This is a genomic window from Tengunoibacter tsumagoiensis, from assembly GCF_003967535.1.
In the GTDB taxonomy this organism is placed as follows: domain Bacteria; phylum Chloroflexota; class Ktedonobacteria; order Ktedonobacterales; family Ktedonobacteraceae; genus Tengunoibacter; species Tengunoibacter tsumagoiensis.
Genome location: NZ_BIFR01000001.1, coordinates 3,705,091 through 3,726,120, shown reverse-complemented (window position 1 = coordinate 3,726,120; position 21,030 = coordinate 3,705,091). Strand labels below are relative to the sequence as shown.

Genomic DNA, 21,030 nt, shown 5'->3' with positions numbered 1-21,030 from the left:
CAAAGCTCAGGCTCGGCCCGATTGTCTGCGCCGAGCTTGAGCAGCTTTCTGACGACGTGAGCGACGTCTTTCTTTTGAGCGAGCTTGCTGCTGAAGAGACTGTTCCTCGACCATATTTGCAAAAGAGTTGCGTTTAGGCGTAGCCTGTATTGAGCGTGCGCGGCGGCTGACAAGGCCCAGGTAGAACATTGCACAGAGAACGATGGCAGAAAGAAACATCATTGCTGTATAAATAGGCACAATGATGACGGCCCAGGAAGCTGGAAGGAGTTGTAGAAGCAGGCTCATATGCAGTACAATCACGCCAGTAAGCAGAAGATACTCCACTCCAGTAAGTATGGTCTGGTGTTTATACCAGGGAAGAGTATAGCCAGCGGCCAGCGCCAGTCTCTGGCGGCGTAGACCTACAACGAGGCTATAGACGCCCATAATCAAGAAAAAGATCCCCACGATCGCCAGAAATCGAGGATCAAAATGAGATAGCATGCTTAGTCCACTCCTTACTACAAATAGCTGTGAGTACTTCGACTGATCTTGCAAGTACTAGGAATTTTTACTTATTATCAAAGAAGAAAGTATAGGCTGTTCGTCTCCCTATCATACACCTTTTGGGGCAGCATTTCTGCATGAGTTTTGGTGTGGGGACGATTGAACTTTGTGTTACTGTTAGTAGAGAGTAAGAAGTGTTAAGCAAAAAAAGGCATAGGATGGAATGAAGAGGCCATCAGCCCGAGCGCGTACCACAGGAGGTATGCTCTTTTTTTTCCTCGACGTCATCCTATGTACCTTATTGATGATGTATGAATGAAGAACGGGTAACATCGATCAGGTAGATATCTGATGGAAGATAAGGTGAGCGCCTGAGAATATATAGGAATTCAGATCTTGACTCTTCTGAAAAAAACGCTAAAATCTAAAGTAGACTATGAAATTTCTAAAAGTTTTATGAGGTTTGCATGCATATCATCGTCGTTGGCGTTGATCACACTACCGCGTCTATTGAACTACGCGAACGCTTGACGTGTTCCTCTCGCCATATTCCACATCTTCTGCAAGCAGCTAGCCAATATGTGCAGGAGTGTGTCTTGCTTTCTACATGTAATCGTCTCGAGATATATGCGGTCTGTCAGGAGATCAGTCAGGGACGTCTGGATCTGTTAACAGTAATGAGTGAGCTTCGTCAGGTAGCGTTTGATGAGGTAGAAGCTCATAGCTATAGCTTTGCTGATGAGCGCGCGATCGCGCATCTCTTTGGCGTGGCCTGTGGGCTCTTTTCGCTGGTTCCTGGTGAGCCTCAGATTCAGGGTCAGGTTGCAGAGGCGATGGAGATTGCACAGGGGGGTGGTTTTGCAGGCCCTTTAATTTCAGGGCTCTTCCGTTCGGCTCTTGTGACAGGGAAGCGAGCGCGTAGCGAGACTGGGATTAGCAAGAATGCAGCCTCACTAAGCCATGTGGCAGTACAACTGGCGCATCATCTCCTCCCCGATCTTCATCAGGCTAGCGTCCTATTAGTTGGTTCAGGAAAGATGAGTGAGCTAGCAGCCCGTAATTTGTGTGATAACGGGGCGCAGCGACTGGTGATTGTGAATCGTACGCAGGCGCATGCTGCGGAGCTTGCGCAGTCTTTCCAGGGGACCCATCGCACCTTTGCAGAGTTATCAGAGGCCTTGATTGAGGCGGATGTTGTGATCAGCTCTACTAAATCGCCACGAGCGCTCATGACCTATGAGCTTATGAGTCATGTGATGGCCCACCGTGGAGGGCGCTCACTCCTGATGATCGATATTGCTCTGCCACGCGATATTGAGCCTGCGGTAGCGGATCTGCCAGGTATTCATCTGTATAATTTAGATGATCTCCAATCCGAAGTTGAGCGTGGTATCCTTCTCCGTTTGCAAGAGGCTGAGCAGGTACGCGTCATTGTGGCTGAAGAGGTGGCAGCTTTTCAGCGCTGGCAGGCATCATTAAGCGTTGTCGATACGATTAGTGATTTTCGGAAACATGTGGACGCGTTGCGACAACAAGAGTTGGCGCGCACCCTACGGCAACTTCCTTCTTCCCTTTCAGAGCGTGAAGTCGCGGTTGTACAGGAGCTTACCACACGGTTAATGAATAAGGTCTTACATACCCCCATGTTGCGGCTGAAAGAAGCGGCGGCAGCTGGTCAGGGGCATGTCTATGCAGAGGCTATGCGCTATTTATTTGATTTGGAAGAGAAGGCAGATGTCGATGTCAATAAGGATCGGAACACGAGCAAGCAAGCTCGCTATGATACAGACGCAGTGGGTAACTCAGCAGCTACGCCAGCAGTGGCCCAGTCTTGAGATTGAGATCGTCCAGATCCATACAACTGGCGATCGTGTCACCAATCTTCCATTGTCTCAGATTGGTGGCGATGGAGTATTTGTGACGGAGATTGAGCATGCGCTGCATGAAGGCCGCATCGATCTTGCTGTGCATAGTCTGAAGGATCTCCCAACCCAACAGCCAGATGATCTTTGTGTGCTTGTTGTTGGTGAACGGGAGGATGTGCGCGATATTTTTGTGACAAATCAGCCGTTTACCATTGCGGATGGTCGTCTTTTTCCCAACCAGCCAGACGCTAAATTGAGTGTATCGCCACGCATTGGGACCTGTAGTCTCAGGCGCACGGCGCAGATTCGCGAGTTTTTACCACAGGCACAGATTCTTTCTTTACGTGGCAATGTGGATACGCGGCTCCGGAAGTTGGAGGCAGGTGAGTATGATGGCATTGTCCTGGCGGCAGCAGGCCTTCATCGGCTGGATTTTGTTGAGCGGTTAGCTGGCAGGATGACCTATTTTCCATTAGAGATGATGCTCCCTGCTCCTGGTCAGGGCGCTTTAGGGGTGGAGTGTCGCAACGAGCCAGAGCTGTTGCGCCTTCTCGCCCCTTTGCAGAATCAAGAGGCTCAGGCCGCTACCAGCGTTGAGCGTACTTTTATGCGCCATCTAGGTGCTGGCTGTTATCTTCCTGTAGCCGCGGCGGCCCAGATTCGTGAGAATGTTTTGAGTGTACAGGGTCTGGTGATTAGTCTTGATGGCGAGCGGAAGATTCGCGTTCAACAGAGTCTCCCCTGGACCTCAAACTCAACGATTGCAGATGCAGAAGCGCTGGGCGTCAGGCTGGCTGAGGAGGCATTGACCCGGGGCGCAGATCGGATTATTCAGGAGATTATTCCAATCAGAGAGCAGGTGCAGAGTCATGTCTGATTCACTTCCTCTTCAAGGAAAACGCATTTTAGTCACGCGTACGCGAGAACAGGCGAGCGTTCTTTGTGAGCAGTTAAGGGCATCTGGTGCGATACCAGTGGAATTTCCAACGATCCGGATCGTTCCGCCAGACGATTGGAGCGCATTAGATCAAGCGCTCAGTCGCCTCTTTATTGTCAATGAAGTGAGCTATGACTGGTTGGTACTTACGAGTGCCAATGGCGTTGCGATCTGTATGGAGCGTCTGCTCAGTCTGGGATATCAGCCACAGCAGATGCGTGCAGTCTGGCAGGGACGTATTGCGACAATCGGTCCCGCCACTGCGGCAGCGTTGGAGCACTATGGCCTTCAGGCCGACCTTATCCCTTCCGAATATGTCGCTGAAGGTGTTATTCAGGCCCTTCTGCAAGCTGCTGAGAGAGATGGTCGAAGTATAGCGGGACAGCGTATTCTGCTGGCTCGTGCAGCCGAGGCGCGCAAGATTCTGTTTACCGAACTGCAACAAGCAGGCGCAAACGTGGAAGAGGTGGCAGCTTACTATACCTTTCCTGTTACCCGTGATGATGAGCAGGGGAGGACAGTCTTTCAGCAATTACAAAACAGACAGATTGATCTGTTGACCTTTACAAGCTCATCTACTGTCCGCAATTTTGTTTCCTGGCTCCAAAGCTATGGGCCAGATGGACAGCGTTCACAGATTGCCGAACAGATAAAGATAGCAAGTATTGGCCCTATTACTTCACAAACGGCCCGCGAACTGGGCTTGCGCGTCGATATTGAGGCGCAAGAATTTACCATCGATGGGCTGGTGAAAGCAATCATCCAAAGCGAGGAAAAAGTATCATGGTAGATCAGACACTTACCACACATGGTTCACAATCTGAGACAGCACCTGCCCAGGAGCAGCCTAAGCCGAAGCAGCCCCGCCAGCTGGTGCGTTTCTCATTCTATAAACTTGATCCACAATGGCAGTTGTTGCCAGCCGAACGTCGTGCCGAGGGGCGGCGACAATTGGAGCAGATCCTTGAGGCATATGCCCAGGATGAACTCATTCGTACATTCTCTCTCTATGGTATCCGCTCAGATTGCGACTTTATGCTCTGGCAGGCAACCTACGATATCGATAAACTACGTTTTCTGAGCAGCCAGATTCGCCGTAGCGCAATGGGCCCCTATTTGCGTGAGGTTCAATCGATGCTTTCAATGACCAAACGTTCAGTCTATGTGGGAAAGAACGCAAGAGGTGCCCATGATCCTCGGCTCGTCATTACACCTGATGATAAGAAGTACCTTTTTGTCTATCCTTTTGTGAAGACTCGCCCCTGGTATGCACTTCCAATGGAAGACCGCAAGCGCATGATGAATGAGCATATTCGTGTTGGTCTCAAGTATCCAAGCGTTTCATTAAATACCACCTATTCGTTTGGTATTGACGATCAGGAGTTTGTCGTTGCCTTTGAGACGGACGTATTGCCTGATTTTCTGGATCTGGTCCAGGAGCTGCGCGAGACCGAAGCAAGTATGTATACGTTACGCGATACCCCCATGTACACCTGTGTGGCAGAATCTTTGCATGACATTTTGGAATCTATTGGTGCGTAGACGTTGTGCCGCCTTTTGCGAGGAAGAGGCACCTTTATCGGTTCGTCTCTTCCAGGGTGTCTGACCTGTATGAAAAAAGGGTCATTGTACGCGCCAATCGGTCTCAGGCATCCATCTGGAGCCGGGACCATATGCTATCCATTGTCAGAAGGCAAGAAAAGGGGGAATTATGAGCCAGCAGAGCTCGGCAGAGACATCTTTATCACTTGCGCGTTCCCATGAATTATTTGCGGAAGCCCAGACATTACTACCTGGGGGAGTCAATAGCCCGGTGCGAGCCTTTCGTGGTGTCGGCGGGGCCCCCATTTTTATTGATAGGGCCGAGGGTTCCTATCTCTATGATGTTGATGGTAATCGCTATCTGGATTATGTGCAATCCTGGGGACCAATGATCCTCGGCCATAGTTATCCATCCGTTGTCCAGGCTGTGACTGAGGCGAGCCAGCGTGGCTTTAGCTTTGGGGCTCCTACTCAGGCCGAGAGTGTCCTTGCGCGCCTGGTCATTGAGAGTGTGCCATCGGTTGAGATGGTGCGTTTTGTCAATTCTGGGACCGAGGCCACCATGAGTGCCCTGCGCCTGGCCCGCGCTTACACTGGTCGTAGCAAAATTATTAAGTTTAGCGGCTGCTATCATGGACATGCAGATATGTTGCTGGTGCAGGCAGGATCAGGTGTTGCGACTATGGGGCTCCCCGATAGCCCGGGTGTGCCAGCAGAGACCACGGCCAACACCTTATCTGTTGCCTATAATGATGGAGATGCCGTTGCCGAACTCTTCCGTACCTATCCCAATGAGATAGCTGCCATCATTGTTGAGCCAGTAGCGGCCAATATGGGGCTGGTTCTGCCTCAACCAGGCTTTCTGGAGCGGCTACGGACCCTGAGTAGCCAGTATGGAGCCGTCTTAATTTTTGATGAAGTTATGACTGGCTTTCGAGTGGCGTTGGGGGGCATGCAGGAGCGAGTGGGAATGACGCCAGACCTGACCTGTTTTGGTAAGATTATCGGTGGAGGGCTGCCAGTTGGGGCTTACGGTGGGCGACGTGAGATTATGCAGCTGGTGGCTCCATTGGGTCCGATGTATCAGGCGGGTACCCTGTCTGGGAATCCTCTGGCTATGGCGGCTGGCATTGCGACGCTGAACGAGTTACGCCAGCCGGGTCAGTACGAACGTCTGGAGCAGAAGGGGCAATTGCTTTCAGAAGGGATTGAGCGCGTACTCTATGACCAGAAGATCCCGGCTCAGTTTGTGCGCATAGGAGCTATGTTCTGTCTCTACTTCTCAGCCGAGCCAGTTACCAACTATGCCAGCGCCAGACGTTCCGATACCGCCCATTTTGCCAGCTACTTCTGGCAGATGTTAGAGCGTGGCATCTATCTCCCTCCATCGCAGTTTGAAGCCTGCTTTATCTCGCTTGCTCTCACCAATGCGCAACTAGCAGACACCGTTGCCGCAGTCTCGGCAGTCCTGAAGAAACAAGACTAGAAAGAATCAGCTATGAGTCAATTCCCAACCGTTCGTTTACGTCGTTTGCGGCAGAATGAGCGCCTGCGCGGACTGGTGCGTGAGACGCGTCTAAGCGTTGAGCAGCTTATCTATCCACTGTTTGTGGCTGAAGGGATTGATCAGCCCTCTGAGATAGCTTCCATGCCAGGTATTGTTCAATGGCCATTAAAAGCCCTCCCGGCAGAAGCTGAGCGCCTGGCAAGGCTGGGCATTCCAGCCGTTCTCCTCTTTGGTATTCCCAATGAGAAGGATGAGGTAGGATCTCAGGCCTATGCAGAGCAAGGAATTATTCAAAAGGCTATTCGCGTCTTCAAAGAGACTGCTCCAGAGACCCTTGTCATTACTGATGTCTGCCTCTGTGAATATACCAGCCATGGCCACTGTGGCGTCATTGAGCATGGCAACGTCCTTAACGATGCCTCGCTTACGCTTCTCTCACGTATGTCACTTTCGCATGTTGCTGCTGGTGCCGATATCGTCGCTCCCTCAGATATGATGGATGGGCGTATAGGGACGATTCGCAAGGCCCTGGATGAACAGGGTTTTCAGCAGACCCCCATCATGGCCTATTCAGCCAAATTTGCCTCCGGCTTCTATGGTCCTTTCCGCGAGGCAGCAGGTTCAACGCCACAGTTTGGAGATCGCCGTTCTTACCAGATGGACCCTGCCAATCATCGCGAAGCCTTGCGTGAAGTTGAGCAGGATATCATAGAAGGAGCGGATATTGTGATGGTCAAGCCAGCGCTGGCCTACCTGGATGTTATTCGCCAGGTACGTGATACCTGTAATCTGCCAGTAGCAGCCTACAATGTGAGTGGCGAATACTCAATGGTCAAGGCAGCCGCTCAAAATGGTTGGATTGATGAGCAGCGTGTAGCGCTGGAAATCTTGACTGGTATCCGACGAGCTGGTGCCGATATGATTATCACCTACTTTGCTCCCGACGTGGCGACCTGGTTGAAGAATAGTTAAATCCTTTTCCATCTTTAAAGAGTTCTTGCGACAAAGAGAGCTCTTCCAGTATCACAATGCTGGAAGAGCTCTCTTTGTTTATAATCTTTCTCTTATCGTAACTTTAGATAGAGGCAGCTTTTTATTTGTCTGGATTTTTATACTATAAAAGGAGATACATATCTCCACAACAGAATCCTGAGAAACTTTTGCAGAGAACCGAAAACACTTTATGTGCACATATTGGCACGTAAAAATAGTGGAAAGGGGAACAAATCGATGCAAGAAGAACAGAGATCAAATGGAGAGATCGTAGAAATCGTCGAGAATCGTGAGAGTCGCCGAGCTTTTTTCCGACAGGCGGGAGCGCTCTTCCTGGCCTCTGCCGGTATTGCTGAACTGGGCTCGTTGGCATTCAGTGAAATTGCGCATGGTGCCAGTCTTACTCCAGGCATCCAGGCCAGTCCAACGGTCTGGTCTGGCTGGGAGGATCTTGGCGGATTGCTTGGTTCCAAGCCGAGCGTCTCGTCCTGGGCCCCTGGCCGTTTGGATGTTTTTATTAGTGGACCAGCAAAGGCCCTGTGGCACAAGTGGTATGATGGGGGCTGGTCTGGCTGGGAGAACCTGGGGGGTGTGCTGAAGTCGGCTCCTGGTGCTGTCTCATGGTCATATGGTCGTATTGATGTCTTCGTTGAAGGAACGGATAACGCGCTCTGGCACAAGTGGTATGATGGTGGTTGGTCTGGTTGGGAGAGCCTGGGGGGGATTCTAAAATCGGCTCCAAGCGTCTCTTCCTGGGCCCCTGGTCGTTTAGATGTCTTTGTGCGAGGAAAAGATAATGCCCTGTGGCATAAGTGGTATTCTGGTGGCTGGTCTGGTTGGGAGAGCCTGGGCGGCGTCCTCACGTCGGGGCCAGCAGCAGTCTCCTGGAGCAATGGTCGTATCGATGTCTTCGTGCGTGGCACTGATTATGCGCTCTGGCACAAGTGGTACGATGGCATCTGGCATGATTGGGAGAGCCTGGGCGGTATCCTTACCTCTGATCCAACAGTCTCTTCCTGGGCCCCTGGTCGCCTGGATGTCTTTGTAACTGGAACTGACAGTGGCCTGTATCACAAGTGGTACGATGGTGGCTGGTCAAATTGGGAAGGTCTGGGAGGTGTGCTGAAGTTCGGTCCAGGAGCCGTTTCATGGGGGTATAATCGTATAGATGTGTTTGTGGGGGGGACCAACAAGCATCTCTTCCATAAATGGTGGGCATAACAAGATTGGAAAAGAGGTGTGATTGTATCACGTTTGTTTATGAGGATTGAAGCAGACAACTGGCAGAGTACAAATATACTCTGCCAGGACTTTTTGGGAGTTCCCATCTCTGCCAGGATAGAAGAAGAAACAGAAAAATAGGATTAAGGTTGCTTATCTTTGGGGTGAGCGCTTCTGGCGAGAAAGCGACAGAAGCTTACAAATAATAATGCTTTACTCGCCTCTCCCATCATAGCGGCAATGACGCCGATAACCAATCCCATTGTCAGGCCAATACGCCCCGCTGGCTGTTGCATCATCTGTTGAAATTTACTCATTGCTGTGCCTACTCTCTTCCATCTGAACGTTCTTTCTGCTACACGTCTCACAGAGGGAAAAAGTTCCTCTTTTTGCACTTGCTGAGCTTTCCCCCACTTTTCTCATCTTCAAAGTAGCACATACGGGCTAAAAATGTCCAGCGGAAAGTGAATAGCTGTATAGTGGAAGTGGAATAACGTGTAAAGTTCTCACGTTTCGCTCACAGTAAAAAAAATCTCAAAAAAGGCTTTTTTTACTGTTACTATCAACTGTACTCTTGCGTTCTAATCTGTTATAAGGGTTCAAGAAATTAAGGATTTTCTAAGGAAGCCTTAAGGATTTCTAAGGAATGTCGTAAAGCACATTGTTTAAGAGAGAGAAGTGTTGCGTAATGGTTGGGATGAATGAACTCAATCGCACTTATCTGCCGATTAATTCGTATGGCGTCATTGGCGACTGTCATTCTGTGGTCCTTGTGTCCCCAGACGGGTCGGTAGACTGGGGATGTCTACCCGACTTTGATAGCCCGGCCATCTTCTGTCGCTTGTTAGACGCCGAACACGGAGGCTTTTTCCAGATCGCTCCCACTGAGGGGACGATCCCTGGTTCACAGCGCTACTTGCGCGGGAGCAACGTTTTGCAGACCCGTTTTGCCAGTATTGCCGGCGAGATGGTTCTCACCGATTTTATGCCGATCGAGACGTTGAGCGCCTGGCCCTATAAAGGCATGAATAATAATACCTGGACCCGTGATGATGGCTCCTGCCACTGTCTTGTGCGTATTGTTGAATGCGTACATGGCGAGATGCCCATCACTATGAAGCTCAAAGTGAGCCCAAATTATGCCTCTTCACCGAGTGAGATTACGTTTTCAGAGAGCCACACGGGCGTTGTGATCTCTGGCGGGCAGCAACATGTTGGCCTCTCCGTCGTTGGAGCGCACCTGTTGCCATCCTTCTCACTAAACTCCATTCAGGATCAAGATGACTGGCATGGTACGGTGCAGGCGCAGGTGACCCTCCGTGAGGGTGAACGTCTTCTGTTTGTTGTGGGTATGGGCCGTACAGCGCAGTCTGCCCGTCGTCTGGTGGACGAGGAATTACAAATAAGAAATTTTGATGCTGAATTAGCTCATACATTACATTGCTGGCGAAAATGGATTGCTTCCTGCAATTATCAAGGTCCTTATGCTGACATGGTCGAGCGCAGTGCGCTGACTTTAAAAATGATGACCTATGCTCCAACGGGGGCGATTGTGGCTGCGCCTACGACCTCTTTACCCGAAGAAATCGGCGGTATGCGCAACTGGGATTATCGCTTTACCTGGCTGCGCGATGCAACCTTTACACTCTATGCCTTTAACGTGCTTGGTTTTACTGAAGAGGCTCGCGCCTTTACGCACTGGTTGCGTCGGCTCTCCTTTGCCAATGGGGAAGATCTCCAGATTATGTATGGCATTCGTGGCGAGCGAGAGCTAACAGAGATCGAATTAAAGCATCTCAGCGGGTATGAGAATTCTGGGCCTGTCCGTATTGGGAATGGGGCAGCCGATCAGAAACAACTGGATGTGTTTGGTGAAGTCCTCGACTGTATCCACCTGTATCGCCGCCAGGGCTGCTTTGAGCGCTATGGCGAGACGCTGGAAGGTCCGTTGTGGACGATGATGCGCACGCTGGTTGAACATGTTTGTGCACACTGGAACGAGCCCGATAGTGGTATCTGGGAGGTTCGCGGTGGCCTGCGTCACTTTGTGTATTCAAAGGTGATGTGCTGGGTCGCTCTGGATCGTGGAGTTCGTGCTGCCGAGCAGCAGAATCTTGAGGCTGACCTGCCTCGCTGGAAGATGGTACGTGATCAGATTCGTGCTGATATTCTGGCCAATGGATACAATACGTCGGTGGGTGCTTTTACCCAATCGTATGGTGATACGGCTCTGGATGCCTCTAATCTCTTGTTGCCGCTGGTGGGCTTTATCGCTCCAGATGATCCTCGTATGCGTTCGACCGTCGATCGCACTATTGAGCATCTTACCGATGAGCGTGGCTTTGTCTATCGCTATCTCTCAGATGATGGTCTGGAGGGGGCAGAAGGCACATTCACAATCTGCACTTTCTGGCTGGTCGATAATCTGGCAATGCAGGGACGTCTTGATGAGGCTCGTTCGTTGTTTGAACGCCTCCTGAAATGCGCTGGTCGCCTGGGGCTCTTCTCTGAAGAGATCGATGGGGATGTGGCTCTGGGAAATTACCCACAGGCCTTTACGCATATTGCTTTGATTAATAGCGCGAACAATCTGCGTAAAGCTGAGATGCGTCTCTCTGAGCATCATACCGATCCATTGATTGCGGCGATTCGCCTTCAGAAGCAGTAGGTAAAAGGACGTATTCTTTGTTCTAACACTACAAGGAGACACCTGATTTGTTCATTCATTGAGCCAATCAGATGCCTCCTTTTTGTTGCGTGCCTTCAGTTCGTGCCTTTGCCTCTCCTGCCAGAGCCATATGGTGTGAATTTTGGGTTATATGAGCGGTAAACGTCTCTATGGAGAGCACCTCGGGCCAGCCTTTGCTTGCATGTGCTTTTCTCCCATAGTTTTACCATGTGAGATAATAGCGCAAGGTTAAAAAAAGCCTCATTTTTATTGTATAGATATCAAGGAGTAAGTGGCAACGTGTCTTCTGTTCATTATCCTTCGGCGAGCTTAAAACCACATCGGGATGAGAGTCTGCAAGGCGGACATCTCTGGATCTTTTCCGGGGCTTTACAGCAACCTCCACGCTGGGTTGAGATTGGTGGGGTGCTGGATGTCAAATCAGCAACAGGGAAGTTTGTGGCACGTGGATACTACAATCCTCAGACCGATATAGCCATTCGTATTCTTACCTATAATCCAGAAGAGCAGATTACTGTAGACTTTCTGCGTCGGCGTGTCGCGCAAGCTGTGCAACTCAGACAGGTCTTTGATCCAGAGCTGACCAATGCCTATCGTCTCATCAATTCTGAAGGGGATGGTCTCCCTGGCCTCGTGGTTGATCGCTATGCTGATGTGCTGGTTGCACAGATTCATACTGCGGGCATGGAGCGGCTCCGTCCTCTCCTGATCGAAGCTTTAATGCAGGAGACCGGGGCGCAAGGCTTGCTCTTCCGTAATGATAGCCAATCGCGCAAACGAGAGGGCCTGGATATTGAAGAGCCCATGATCGGAGCCGGAACAGTGCCTGATGCTGTTACTATCCGTGAAAATGGAGTGTACTTCACGGTCGATTGTTGGAATGGTCAGAAAACTGGCTTCTTTCTTGATCAGCGCGATAAACGTGAATCCCTGCGCAAATATGCCAGGGGGAAGCGTATCCTTAATTGCTTTAGTTATACTGGAGGATTCTCTGTTTATGGAGCCCTGACCAGTCCAGATACAACTGTCACCAGCGTCGATGTCTCTGCACCGGCGATGGAGGCCGCACAAAAGCACTTTGAGCTCAATCATGTATCGCCAGATGCTCATGAGTTTCTGATAGCAGATGTATTTGACTATCTGGAAGAGGCTGTTCAGAATGGAGAGCAATTTGACATTGTGATTCTAGACCCACCTGCATTTGCGAAGACACAGAATACACGGACCAACGCGCTGAAGGCCTACAGGCGCTTGAACACGCTTGGGATGCAGGTTCTGCGCCCTGGGGGCATTCTTTTAACCTGTTCCTGTTCTGGTGTGATTGGGATGGACGATGTATTAGGAGTGATCTCTCAAAGCGCCCAACGCCTCCAACGTCCCGTCCAACTTCTGGAATCTTATACTCATGGCGTCGATCATCCCATTCACATTGCGATGCCCGAAACAAGCTACCTGAAATCTATCTTCTGCCGCGTTGGCTGATAGATTTTACGGGTGATGTGCTTACTGCAACTGGCTCTCTTCGACACTTCCAAAGGGGGCCAGGCCTGTCACGACAGCCGCAGCCTCACCATGGAGATGAGCGCAGGATGCCCAGCGTTTCATGATGCCTTCTACTTTTTCTCCACTTGTCGTTAATTCGATCTCCGTTACAGCACAATTATAATTATCGACGCGGATGAGCTCTTCAATATCCATGGTGGGGCAGAGGTCGGGCATCGTCCGCGTAAAGATGCCGCCATGGCCAACAATGATGATTCGTTGGCCGTTGCGATTGCGCGTCGCTTCTAACAGGCCAGCTTTCAAACGAGCCAGGAGCGTATAATAATTTTCGCCACCAACAAAAGCGATCTCTTTATGACCATTAAACCATTGTTGTACAATCTTGTTATGATATTCCCAGTTCTCGTGGCTGGGCTCTTTGCCTTCTAAATCTCCGATATTGATCTCACGGAATTCTTCGATGATTGTTACAGGAAGCTGGAGTGCATCACCAATTGCCTCAGCGGTCTCTCTGGCACGTTTCAGTGGCGATGCATAGATGGCATTGATGGTTGGTTGCTGACTGAAGTATGCAGCTGTCTGTTGTGCCTGCAATCTGCCTTTGGGAGTGAGAGAATAATCAACAGCTTTATAAGAAAATTCATGAGTGAGATTTGCCGGATTCTCGCCATGGCGAACCAGATAGATGGTATTTGTGTGTACAGTATTCATGGTGTATAAGTGACTCCTTTATATATATACGAGGATCGGGCCGGCTATGTAAGGGTATAGCAGAACGTGTTCATGTTCTTCAAACATGTCATCCCATCAGTCTAACAGCTTATTATTAAACGATGTTTAACGTTAGCTCAAAGCTCTGATGTTTTAATTGATCTCAGGCTATCGTGCCTATAGTAAGGCATAGAGATCAATGGATAGAACATTTTTTGCAGTCATGAATGATAATATGTAACTCTATCATAACGTGTCCAATGAAGGCAGGGGGCCAAAAGGTTCTTCTGGTGAACACTCCCTCTAGCTTACCCAACCTGAGGAGAGGCCTATGTTAGCAAAGGAAGCCACTCAGATGAGCCACTGTTTTGAAGTACTAGAAGCTTTGTGATTATGAAGAGTAAAAAGAGCATGGATTGAGAATTGTTTTTGACTTTCTCAGGGGAACGAACTACAATGATGTGAGAAATCTAAACACATTCAACTCCGCTCTATAGCGTAAGAGTTTGAGGAATACATTTTTTATGGCAACATTGGAACCAGACAAACAAGAAAAAGATCGGCAAGCAGCCGAAATGCGTTTCAGAACCGCCATCGATGCATATAATGATGGTAAATTAGACAAGGCAAGTGAAGCATTTGGTGATGCCGAGATTCGTTTCCGCCTGATCAAAGATTTTAAGCGGGCGGGGGATGCTCGTGCCTTGATTGCAGATATCCAGGGTCAGAATCTGGAAGTTGAGGCTTCGGTGAATAGCTATCAACGAGCGATGCGCTTCTATCACGATGCCAATCGTCCGTTGCAAGAGGCTGCCAGCGCGCTTTCGATGGGTCATGGTGAGAGGCAGCTTGCTCATCTCGATCGAGCTCAGGATGCCTATCAGCAGGCGGAGCAACTCTATCGTCAGCAGAAGAATGCGCAAGGATTGGGCAATGTTGAGCTAGCCCTTGGGCATATCGAACTGCAACGCGGGAAACTGGATTATGCGACCGAGCATTATCAAGCGGCCGTTCAATCTTTCAAAGAGGCTCAGGATCGCATCAATGAAGCCGATGCCAATCGAAGCCTGGCTGACATTCAACGCTTTACACGTCATTTTGCTGAGGCGGAGCAGGCGTATAAAGAGGCATTAGCGATCTATACTGAGACCAAAGATCAGTATGGTGCCGTGGATGCTGAGGTTGGGTTGGGGCATATCTATATCGATCAGGATCGGCTAGACGAGGCCAGTACACTCTTTGGCGATGCATTGAGCACCTCAGGTGTATTGGAATATGAACTGGGTCTGGCCGATGCCAATCTGGGATTGGCAGAGATTAGCCTGGCTCAGAATGCCGTTGATCAGGCGCTTCAGGGAGCCCAGGCTGCAATCCAGTTATATTCGCAGCAGAAAAATGCACTGGGATCCGCAAATGCCAATCGCTTATTAGGAGAGGTCAATCTTCGTCGTGGCCAGCTAAACTATGCCAACGCCACCATGGAGCGAGCTCTCCGTACCTATCAGGCGATCTCATTCCGACTTGGTCAGGCAGAGACGCAGGTTGGTCTGGGGCTTATCCAGTATCAACTGGGACTGCTTGATAAGGCGCGCCGCTCGTTAGAGGCCGGTGTGGAGCAGGCCAGCACGCTGAGGAATGTCCTGGTAGAGGCGAGAGCCATCCTTGGCTTAGGGGATGTCTATCGGCAACAGGGCCAGCTAGCCCCCGCCAAAAATGCATATACTGATGTTCGTCCACGTCTGGAGAGTCAGGGACTGGAGCAGAGTGCTGGCCTCCATTTTGTCGTCAGTGCGGAGAGCCGTCTGGCTCGCCTGGCCGTTCTGGCAGGAGATCTACAGGAAGCCAGCCACCACCTTGATGTTGCCACACAGCTTCACCAGTCGCAGCCACGGCTCCAGCCCATTTTGAACGTAACTCGGGCCCAGATTCTTCTTGCCCAGGGCGAGTTCGAGCAAGCGTTACAGCATTTTAGCACCGCTCAGAATCTTGCTGATGGTCAACAAGAGCCGATCCTTGCGGCGGAGGCACTCCTGGGACAGGGGCAGGTCCAACTGGCTCTCGGCAATTTTGCAGCGGCCCGTGAGATTCTTCTGGCCGCCAGTCGTCAATTTCAGTTACTCGAACAGACAGGTGGGGATGGACTGGCACTGTTGAGTCTGGCCCAGATGAATATTGGCGAAGAGAAATTGGATGAGGCACTGGAGAATTGTGACGCGGCCCTGTTGCGTTTCACCCAGGTGAGTGATCAGGTCAATCAAGCCGATGCGTTACTGACGCGTGGCCTTGCCAATCGTACAAAGGAAGAGTACGATAGCGCCCTGGCAGACTTTGAGCAGGCTTTGAAATTCTATCATCAGCAGCGCCGTCCATTAGGGGTTGCTGATACACGCTTCGCGCGTGGAGCAATCTACCTGCTGCGCGGTGATCTGGAGCGGGCTCGGGATGAGCAGAGTAAAGCCATCTTACAGGTCGAGAAAGTGTTGAGCACCTTGAGTACCCCTCAACAGCAGAAGACGTTCCTGCGCCAGTATAGCGAACAGTATGCAGAGGCAGCCATTGCCGCAGTGCGTCAGAAACAGGATACTGAAGCGAGCGAGCTGTTGAAAAAATTCACGCAGATTGCAGGAGCTCAGGGCGTCAAACAGCAATTGGCCGATTACAGTGAGGCCATCCCTACGACTGGTGAAGAGCTCAGCGAAGAGGAACTCTTGCAAAACAAAGATCTGGTGAAACGCTTTGATCAACTCCGCAAAGGATTGAGGGATTGAAATTAGAGGCGATTCCATGAGAAAATAGAGAGACGTGTGACCAATCCAATTGCACACATCTCTTAAGTAGAGCAAGTTATCGGTGAAGCAGGGAGATAGATCTCCCTCTTTACCCTCGAATTGGAAGGACACTTCGGTATGGGTATTAATTTCTTACGCGGAAATTCTCAAGCTCCCAAAGGGCATGCAATCTTTATCGCGCGGAGTTCACGCGATGCCAGGGTGGTCTACAGTACATACTGTCTTGTTCCTCCCATTCCCATGTCCATTGCGAAGTATCTTCCTCCGATGCTTGCCGCCCAGATTCCTTCTGAGGAGTTGCAAGGAGCCTCTAGCGTCGCAGGAATGCCGATTCCACCAATGTTGGAAGAAGGCAATACCGTCGAACAGCTTGAGTTGTTGGCTGAGCGTCGGGATGATGACCTCTGCGATATTGGGACCGTTTCTTATGAAGAGATTGAGCGTATGCAACTGGCCAGCGTAAGTTGTCAGGAGTATGCTCAACTCTATGCAAATTATAATGAGCAGGCCGAGCGTATTCCACCATCCAGCGCTTCATCATTTAAGCAAGAGCCGCTTAAGCTTGATGATATGGATGCCGAAGATCTGCTCCTCCAGACAATGTCCGAACGGCAGAAACTGGCAGAACTTGGAAAGCTTGTAGGCATGGCTCGTTATGCCCTGGGTGGGCAGGATATGACCCTGTTACAGGAGACCAGACGGCGAATGGAGCGCATTACCAGCCGTTTCTCGGAGAAGTATCGAGGGACAGAGATTATTGCGGCTGCCGTTAGCCCGCAGGAAAAAGGTGCACGTCTGGCTGAACTCTATTTGAGCCGCGCATATAAACTACTAGACGAAGAATACGCAGATATCCCTAACATAGAGCGTGAGATTCGCGATTTGCAAGAATAACTCATGCCTGTGTTCTATTCTTATTCGATTTATACTTACAGTGTAGGAGTCATAAATGGCTGCAGTAGAAATGAGAGTGGACCTCTCAACGCTGGTTGACGCTTTAGTCAGCGGCAACAGCGATCGCATTATTTCGGTTGCTCGTGATCTTTTACTCGAGGGACGTTCTCCTGATGTCCTGCTTGGTCGTATCGGTCTGATCGCCTCCCATGGGGACCCTGATGGTCATCCTACGACGACTCTGGCCGCGGCAGCAATGTTAGCTCGTCTGACGCGTTATCTTCCAGAGCCTCTGGACAGCAAGGTGCCAGCTCAGGTGCGTACACTGCCTCTATTTGCGCAGGCTTTGCTTATGGCTGTGCCAGCAGTGCGTGCTGGTCATGATGTAAAGGTAGAGTATCCTCATCCGTTCTTCCCAAGTCAGCTGGTGGATACCGGTAAGAGCATGAACGATATTATGCATCAGGCCGTCTATCAGAACGACGCAGACCTGGCTGAGCGAGCGTTGTTGGGATTATATGGTACTGGCGCTGATTATCGCACGATGCAGGTGCGTGCCTATGAATCAATTGCTACGACCTTCCAGGATGCTGGTCATCCATTGATCTTTGCTGTGCGTGGTTTCCAGATTCTTGATGCGGTCGAGTGGGGGGATCGTGCTCCCAACATCATTCACTGGCTGGCTCCTCATCTTCCTCTGCGCTCGAACAGCGAAGAGACTCCCTGGATCAAAGCTGTCCGTAATTATACGGCTGATCCCAGCCACAGTGTGGCCAGTATCCGTACTCGTCTGTCGGCACCTAAAGATGAGAATGCGCTCCCTCTACGCCAGTTGATTTTGAGCAATGCTGATACTACCCAGGTCTGTCAGGGCGTTTATGATGCGTTGATCAAGGGTCAGGCCTCTCCACGTGCGGTTGGATCGGTCATTACCCTCGCGGCTTCAGATCTCCTCCAAAAGATTAGCGATAGTGACCGCGATCTCTTTACAGAGGTTGCGCATGGGCTTCTGTTTGCGTCTGCTACACACCTGATCTTCCGTCAGGTTCAGGATGTTGAGGCATTACCGATTTTGTTCACTGCCGCCTCTTATATCAATGCGCTCCAGAAAGAGATTACGCTCCCAGCACCTCTTACTGCTCCTGGGGTAACTCACACACCCTTTGCTGGTGGTGGATTGATTGCGGTTGCTCAGTTGGAGAGTATCAACAATCAGTTGAAGGCTCAGGATCTACGTGGAGCTTTGGTCACTGCTCAGCGTTATCTAAGCCTGGGACATGATGCGCGTGCACTCTTCGGTAGCATTGCGCTTGTGGCAGGCCGTATTGATGCGACCGCTGATCAGGGCCATAGCCTCCAGATCTTGCAGGCCGCTGCTGAATCGTATCTGACCTGGCCAACCAGCCTGGCTTCAACCAATATTGAGGGCCTGTTGTCCGTAGCCTTACGAGCCGCTGCCTTTGGTCAGGCTGATACAGCTATCTCTCATCTGTAATCGACCGCTTCCAGATTCTTAACAGCGACGATAGTTGCCGCTGCCATCATAATAGGAACCCTCAGGCGATAAATTGCACCTTGTGAGCGATTTATCGCCTGAGCGTGTAAGGCCCATCATTCATGATGGGCGAGGCGAGCCACTCCGCTGTGTGTGCCCTCTTTCCCTTATGATCAACATAGAAGAACTCTCCAATCCACAGCGGAGCTCCTATTGATGTACATGCCATCAAGATGGCCGAGTTGAGCCACTCCGTAGAAGTATTGATTATTGGTGTTCCTTACGAGGACATGCCATAGAGTGCATACAGTTCTTACGAGGGACACCCATAGAGTGCATACAGCTCTGAACGGTCTGGCTGCGGGTCCTATATTCTCTGTCTGTACTATGCATTCAATCTACTATCATGGTAGAATCTTCTAGAAGAATAAGATCTTGTGCCCAGAGGGACAAATACAAAAAAAGAGGATTCTCTATGTATGATAGATATAGACAAAAGCACCTACAAAACCTTCTGCCACTGTTCTGTCTGCTACTGATACTTACAGGTTGTGATCTCTTTGGGGGTGGAACTACAGTTCATAAAACTCAGCTCAAGGCTCCTCCCAGTAAGCAGACCTATACTATTCCTGAGATTGGACTGGAAAATCTTGATCTTGAGACGCTTGATCCAGCCCTGGCTCATGATCCAGCTTCGATTCGTGCTATTCAGATGGTCTTTACTGGCCTGGTTCAGCTCGACGACCAGCTTCAGGTCAGGCCCCAGTTGGCCCAATCCTGGTCGGTGAGCGATGATGGATTGAGCTGGACATTTCATCTCAAACCACATTTAAAGTTTAGTGATGGTACTCCTCTCACCTCTGCTGACGTCGCCTATAGTATTGATCGTGCGCTACAGCCCGCGACGCAATCTACTATCGCTCCCATCGCCCTTCGCCTCTTGAAAAACGCTGATGATCTCCTGGCTGGACGCGTTACAACTCTGATTGGTTCAAGCATTCAGACCCCCAATGACCAGACAGTTGTGCTTATCACGAAAGAGAAAGCTGCCTATTTCCCCGCCATGTTGACGAGCTCATGCTCCTATATTGTAGAACAGAGCCTGATAAAAACATATACAGATAAGTGGACCGATCATCTGGGCGAAGGTGGTGGCGCTGGCCCATTTAAAGTGCAACAATATACGCACCATACCTCAATTATCTATGTGCCCAATACAAACTACTATAATGCGAAACCACAGCTGCAAAAAGTGACGACGATATTCTATCATTCAGCCGATGAAGCCTATCGTGATTATCAGAATAATCAACTGGATCTGACAACGATTCCCACTTCATTGACGGTAGATAAGCGGCATAAAGATTACTATCAGGTTCCGCAATTGTGGGAAAATTATTATACGATGAACTATCTGGCGAAGCCTTTTGACAATATCAAGATTCGTCAGGCTTTTGCCCTGGCGATTGATAAACAGTCCATTGCTGACACGGTCTGGAAAGGGAGCGTTATTCCAACAAATCATATCGTTCCACAGGGGATGGTGGGCTATACTGCCAATCTAACCGGTCCAGATGGAACGACAAAGCTGACTGGTAATGTGGTCAAGGCGAAGGATCTTCTTCAGCAGGGCCTGAAAGAATCTAATCTGACAAGTTCTACGGATCTGCCAGCCATTACGCTCTCGTATGTGTCCGGCGTCGACAATTTTGATCAAGAGGTCGCTGCCCTGATTCAGCAGTGGCAAAAGGTTTTGGGAGTGACGGTAACGCCAGATCCAATCACTGATTATAATACCCTGCTGGATAAGATTACCGCGACCACCAACAACTCGAATGGACTTCAGATGTGGGGCCTTGGCTGGGTAGCTGAATATCCTGATCCTCAGGACTGGCTGAGCTGGCAATTTGGTCAGGGAGCGTTTAATAACAACATGAATTATGGCCAGAACACCAGCTCCCATGCGGCTCAGCAACAGATCATTCAGAAGCAAATGCAGGATGCCGATGCCAATACAACAGAATCTGCCCGTTTACAGAGCTATCAAAAGGCGGAACAGGATATTATTAATGATGTGGGGTGGATTCCGATATCGCAGGTTACAAGTACTTTTTTGCGAACCACATCCATCGTTGGCATAACAAACAATGGAGAGAACCTGATCCCTCCTGATGATTGGGCTCATATCTACCGCGTGCAGGCATAAAGAAAGCACTCATCTTGATCATAGGAGGGGTTTGGTGCCACCAGACCCCTTCTTGTTTCAATTCCCTCGCCCCCCGTTTAAGATGACAGGCCACCAATTTTACTTTTTTGTAGGAAGCCAGCGAGTTTTATTAATCTACTAAATTTCCTTATGTAAATGTGAGAGATTCTGTAAGTAATGGACGTATAT

At 50.1% G+C, this 21,030-nt stretch carries 16 protein-coding genes; 13 read left to right on the top strand and 3 right to left on the bottom strand.

Features of this window, described 5'->3' with window-relative positions; all coding sequences use genetic code 11:
- Nucleotides 1-6 precede the first annotated feature (6 nt).
- A complete protein-coding gene (locus EL628_RS14605; protein WP_126580668.1) occupies nt 7-486 on the bottom strand; it encodes a hypothetical protein in 480 nt (159 codons plus the stop codon).
- Between the two features lie 470 nt (nt 487-956).
- Between EL628_RS14605 and hemA the strand changes: the two genes are divergently transcribed.
- From hemA to EL628_RS14570, 7 genes are all read left to right on the top strand, one after another.
- Nucleotides 957-2,324 (top strand): glutamyl-tRNA reductase, encoded by a 1,368-nt coding sequence (hemA, locus tag EL628_RS14600; protein ID WP_126580667.1) that lies wholly within the window; start codon nt 957-959, stop codon nt 2,322-2,324.
- The gene (gene hemC / locus EL628_RS14595; protein WP_218028921.1) at nt 2,269-3,231 is read left to right on the top strand and encodes a hydroxymethylbilane synthase; all 963 of its coding nucleotides are present in this window, start codon (nt 2,269-2,271) and stop codon (nt 3,229-3,231) included. Before hemA ends, hemC begins: the two co-directional genes overlap by 56 nt.
- Entirely contained in the window at nt 3,224-4,081 is an 858-nt protein-coding gene (locus EL628_RS14590) for a uroporphyrinogen-III synthase (protein ID WP_126580665.1), read from the top strand. Before hemC ends, EL628_RS14590 begins: the two co-directional genes overlap by 8 nt.
- Nucleotides 4,075-4,833 (top strand): chlorite dismutase family protein, encoded by a 759-nt coding sequence (locus EL628_RS14585; protein WP_126580664.1) that lies wholly within the window; start codon nt 4,075-4,077, stop codon nt 4,831-4,833. Before EL628_RS14590 ends, EL628_RS14585 begins: the two co-directional genes overlap by 7 nt.
- 169 nt (nt 4,834-5,002) lie before the next feature.
- A complete protein-coding gene (gene hemL / locus EL628_RS14580; protein ID WP_126580663.1) occupies nt 5,003-6,319 on the top strand; it encodes a glutamate-1-semialdehyde 2,1-aminomutase in 1,317 nt (438 codons plus the stop codon).
- A gap of 12 nt (nt 6,320-6,331) precedes the next feature.
- Complete coding sequence (gene hemB / locus EL628_RS14575) at nt 6,332-7,312, top strand: porphobilinogen synthase (RefSeq protein WP_126580662.1); 981 nt, start codon at nt 6,332-6,334, stop codon at nt 7,310-7,312.
- A 258-nt stretch (nt 7,313-7,570) separates the two neighbouring features.
- Nucleotides 7,571-8,554 (top strand): PLL family lectin, encoded by a 984-nt coding sequence (locus EL628_RS14570; RefSeq protein WP_218028920.1) that lies wholly within the window; start codon nt 7,571-7,573, stop codon nt 8,552-8,554.
- A gap of 143 nt (nt 8,555-8,697) precedes the next feature.
- On the opposite strand, the gene EL628_RS29840 is transcribed toward EL628_RS14570, so the two are convergent.
- Nucleotides 8,698-8,871 carry a hypothetical protein gene (locus EL628_RS29840; RefSeq protein ID WP_161975513.1) on the bottom strand — a complete coding sequence of 58 codons (174 nt, stop codon included), beginning with the start codon at nt 8,869-8,871 and terminating at the stop codon, nt 8,698-8,700.
- A 371-nt stretch (nt 8,872-9,242) separates the two neighbouring features.
- Between EL628_RS29840 and EL628_RS14565 the strand changes: the two genes are divergently transcribed.
- Together EL628_RS14565 and EL628_RS14560 are read left to right on the top strand one after the other, a co-directional pair.
- A complete protein-coding gene (locus EL628_RS14565) occupies nt 9,243-11,222 on the top strand; it encodes a glycoside hydrolase family 15 protein (protein WP_126580661.1) in 1,980 nt (659 codons plus the stop codon).
- Nucleotides 11,223-11,522: 300 nt separating this feature from the next.
- Nucleotides 11,523-12,725 carry a class I SAM-dependent rRNA methyltransferase gene (locus EL628_RS14560; protein ID WP_126580660.1) on the top strand — a complete coding sequence of 401 codons (1,203 nt, stop codon included), beginning with the start codon at nt 11,523-11,525 and terminating at the stop codon, nt 12,723-12,725.
- Nucleotides 12,726-12,746: 21 nt separating this feature from the next.
- Here the strand turns inward: EL628_RS14560 and EL628_RS14555 are convergent, their stop codons facing one another.
- Complete coding sequence (locus EL628_RS14555) at nt 12,747-13,457, bottom strand: histidine phosphatase family protein (protein ID WP_126580659.1); 711 nt, start codon at nt 13,455-13,457, stop codon at nt 12,747-12,749.
- Nucleotides 13,458-13,981: 524 nt separating this feature from the next.
- Between EL628_RS14555 and EL628_RS14550 the strand changes: the two genes are divergently transcribed.
- From EL628_RS14550 to EL628_RS14535, 4 genes are all read left to right on the top strand, one after another.
- Complete coding sequence (locus EL628_RS14550) at nt 13,982-16,225, top strand: tetratricopeptide repeat protein (protein ID WP_126580658.1); 2,244 nt, start codon at nt 13,982-13,984, stop codon at nt 16,223-16,225.
- A 138-nt stretch (nt 16,226-16,363) separates the two neighbouring features.
- Nucleotides 16,364-17,140, top strand: a complete 777-nt coding sequence (locus tag EL628_RS14545; RefSeq protein WP_126580657.1) for a hypothetical protein — start codon at nt 16,364-16,366, stop codon at nt 17,138-17,140.
- A 55-nt stretch (nt 17,141-17,195) separates the two neighbouring features.
- A complete protein-coding gene (locus tag EL628_RS14540) occupies nt 17,196-18,635 on the top strand; it encodes a hypothetical protein (protein ID WP_126580656.1) in 1,440 nt (479 codons plus the stop codon).
- 475 nt (nt 18,636-19,110) lie between these two features.
- Nucleotides 19,111-20,841: a peptide ABC transporter substrate-binding protein gene (locus EL628_RS14535; protein ID WP_126580655.1), complete on the top strand. Its 1,731-nt coding sequence runs from the start codon at nt 19,111-19,113 to the stop codon at nt 20,839-20,841.
- The last annotated feature ends 189 nt before the right edge of the window (nt 20,842-21,030 follow it).

Coding starts and splice junctions, on each gene's coding strand:
- hemA (WP_126580667.1), top strand. CDS start 957: ATGCATATCATCGTCGTTGGCGTTGATCACACTACCGCGTCTATTGAA.
- EL628_RS14535 (WP_126580655.1), top strand. CDS start 19,111: ATGTATGATAGATATAGACAAAAGCACCTACAAAACCTTCTGCCACTG.
- EL628_RS14605 (WP_126580668.1), bottom strand. CDS start 486: ATGCTATCTCATTTTGATCCTCGATTTCTGGCGATCGTGGGGATCTTT.
- EL628_RS14565 (WP_126580661.1), top strand. CDS start 9,243: ATGGTTGGGATGAATGAACTCAATCGCACTTATCTGCCGATTAATTCG.
- EL628_RS14545 (WP_126580657.1), top strand. CDS start 16,364: ATGGGTATTAATTTCTTACGCGGAAATTCTCAAGCTCCCAAAGGGCAT.
- EL628_RS14585 (WP_126580664.1), top strand. CDS start 4,075: ATGGTAGATCAGACACTTACCACACATGGTTCACAATCTGAGACAGCA.
- EL628_RS14550 (WP_126580658.1), top strand. CDS start 13,982: ATGGCAACATTGGAACCAGACAAACAAGAAAAAGATCGGCAAGCAGCC.
- EL628_RS14590 (WP_126580665.1), top strand. CDS start 3,224: ATGTCTGATTCACTTCCTCTTCAAGGAAAACGCATTTTAGTCACGCGT.
- hemL (WP_126580663.1), top strand. CDS start 5,003: ATGAGCCAGCAGAGCTCGGCAGAGACATCTTTATCACTTGCGCGTTCC.
- EL628_RS14570 (WP_218028920.1), top strand. CDS start 7,571: ATGCAAGAAGAACAGAGATCAAATGGAGAGATCGTAGAAATCGTCGAG.
- hemB (WP_126580662.1), top strand. CDS start 6,332: ATGAGTCAATTCCCAACCGTTCGTTTACGTCGTTTGCGGCAGAATGAG.
- hemC (WP_218028921.1), top strand. CDS start 2,269: ATGATACAGACGCAGTGGGTAACTCAGCAGCTACGCCAGCAGTGGCCC.
- EL628_RS14540 (WP_126580656.1), top strand. CDS start 17,196: ATGGCTGCAGTAGAAATGAGAGTGGACCTCTCAACGCTGGTTGACGCT.
- EL628_RS29840 (WP_161975513.1), bottom strand. CDS start 8,871: ATGAGTAAATTTCAACAGATGATGCAACAGCCAGCGGGGCGTATTGGC.
- EL628_RS14555 (WP_126580659.1), bottom strand. CDS start 13,457: ATGAATACTGTACACACAAATACCATCTATCTGGTTCGCCATGGCGAG.